Genomic DNA, 2,558 nt, shown 5'->3' on the forward strand with positions numbered 1-2,558 from the left:
CAATCTTTATTAGGGCAGCAGTTAAAGACTTTAGTTGATGATTTCCAATTTCAGACTATTAGACAATTAATTGAATCTCGGAATCAGGATAGATCTTAACTAATATTATGTTCGGTTAAATAGTTATTATAATGAAAGTTCGTAGTATAGCTCTCAGCCCTATCTAAAGTTGGGGCTGAGAGCTATACTACAAACAAAAACTTTATTATAAGTGATTATCCGAACATGATATAAATCAGAGGTCAGAAGTTGTTTTTATAAGGAGGATTTCTCAAGTCAGAAGTTAAATTATTATACCGTTTCACGGAATTAAAAAGTCATGCATTATGATTTTATAGACTCATAACTTTTACGTGCTCAGTAGTTTCAGGAAATTATTTCACATCTAAAGCTTGAAACTATTTCTGAGATTTTTAAAGTGAATTGGTATTAGTTGATTTTTTTGATAAGACTATGAATGCGATGAATACTAGATCAAAGGAAAATTTAGATGATAACTTTAATGAACAATAAATTTTTCAAAAAACTCTTTATTTTGACATTTTTTTTGTTATGTTTATTGATTTCAGTGTCTCACAGCTATGCACAAAATAATAACTTAGAACATCTTGATAATGTTGTGGTTTTAAATGATAATATTCAAAAATATCCTTTAGGATTACATTTAGAAATATTTGAAGATAAAACTAGAAAATTAACTATTGAAGATGTTGTGAATCAAGAGTTTACTCTTAGTAATAAAAATGTCCCCAATTTAGGCATAAAAACATCAGCAATCTGGGTTCGTTTTCGAGTAAAAAATCAAGCAAGTTTGACACAAAAATGGATATTAAGTTTAAATGATACTCGTACAGGTACCGTAGATTTTTATTATTCTCAAGGAAACAAAAAAGGATTTAAGATAATTAAAACTGGCAGATTTTTACCTTTTAGCACTAGAGAATTTAACCATCGTTTTTTTATCTTTAGTTTGCCTTTTACTGAAGATAATGAAAAAACTATTTATCTACGTTTAACTTCAAAAGCAGGTTTATCTATTCCATTGAATATTTATTCCTTAGAAACATTTTTACAGGAGGATCAATATAATATCTTAGATTCAGGAATGGCTTATGGAACTCTATTAATAATGATTGGTTATAACTTTTTTTTATTTATTTCTTTAAAAGACAAAAGTTATCTATATTTTTTATTGTTTATTATAGGTTATGTCTGGTGTAGATTGTGTATAGAGGGAATAGGACATCAATTATTTTGGAATAATTTTCCTAGCTATTTTGAGATTCAATCATTAGGAGTATTATTAATGTATTTTTCCTGGATAAAATTCACCCAATCTTTCTTAAAAACTAAAAAACATCTTCCTAAAATGGATAGATTTTTATTTATTATATCTTTAGTTCTAGTTATAACAATTATTATATCTATATCAACAACATGGACTGGTATTATCCAAAGTTTTTATATTATATTTATTAGTGTAATAATATCAACAACTGCTTTGATAAGATGGATGCAAGGATATAAGCCAGCTAAATATTTTTTATTAGCTATGTTTTCCCCTATTGTGGCAATAATTGTTCATTGTTTGACTGTTTTGAGTTTTATACCTTATGGGATTTCTCTAAGCAAACTTTCAAATTTCGCTTTTAGTTTACTGGTCTTATTATTTTCGTTTGCTTTAGCAGATCGAATTAATTTGATTCAAGATGAAAGAGAGAAAGCACAAAATGAAGCCTTGAAAAATGCTGAAATTAATCAAAAATTAATTAAAGAACAAAATATTGTTTTAGAAAAAAAAGTTGTAGAAAGAACAGAACAATTATCCATTGCTAAACAAAAAGCGGAAGTTGCCAATCAAGCAAAAAGCAGTTTTATTGCTAATATGAGTCACGAATTACGCACTCCTTTAAATGCTATTTTAGGCTTTTCTCAAATTATGATTCGTTCTCAAAGTTTATCAAAAGAAGACAAGGAAAATACAACTATTATTAATACAAGTGGCAATTATTTATTAACCTTGATTAATAATATTTTAGACTTATCTAAAATTGAAGCTGGGAAAATAACGCTTAATGCCAATAGTTTTGAGTTTTATTCCTTCTTGAACGAAATTGAAGACTTATTACATATAACCGCAGAAAATAAAGGGTTAACATTAATCTTTGACTATCAAGATGATGTACCTCAATATATCTATACCGATGAAATTAAACTGCGACAAGTCTTAATTAACTTAATCAATAATGGGATTAAGTTTACATCTGAAGGGGGTGTAAGTGTCACAGTTGCTCTTCAAAAAGAATCCCCCCTTAATCCCCCCTTTCTAAGGGGGGAAAGTTCGGGAAAAAATCTACCCTTAGAAAGGGGGGAAACTTCGGGAAAAAATCTAGCTTTAGAAAGGAGGGAAAGTAATGAAAAAGCAATTCTTATTTTTGAAGTCAGAGATACAGGAGCAGGAATAGCTGAAGATGAAATGCCCAAATTATTTGAAGCATTTGCTCAAACTGAAACAGGTAAAAATAGTCAAGAAGGCACAGGTTTAGGATTACCCATTA

The 2,558-nt window shown here is 28.6% G+C and carries 1 protein-coding gene; it reads left to right on the forward strand.

Annotated features, from left to right (window positions below; all coding sequences use genetic code 11):
* Positions 1–502 precede the first annotated feature (502 nt).
* Positions 503–2,558 (forward strand): 7TMR-DISM family protein (locus ACP6PM_RS17220; protein ID WP_426586713.1); only part of this gene is annotated, 2,056 nt, incomplete at its 3' end.

This window comes from Dapis brunnea BLCC-M229 (assembly GCF_050015995.1).
In the GTDB taxonomy this organism is placed as follows: domain Bacteria; phylum Cyanobacteriota; class Cyanobacteriia; order Cyanobacteriales; family Microcoleaceae; genus Trichodesmium.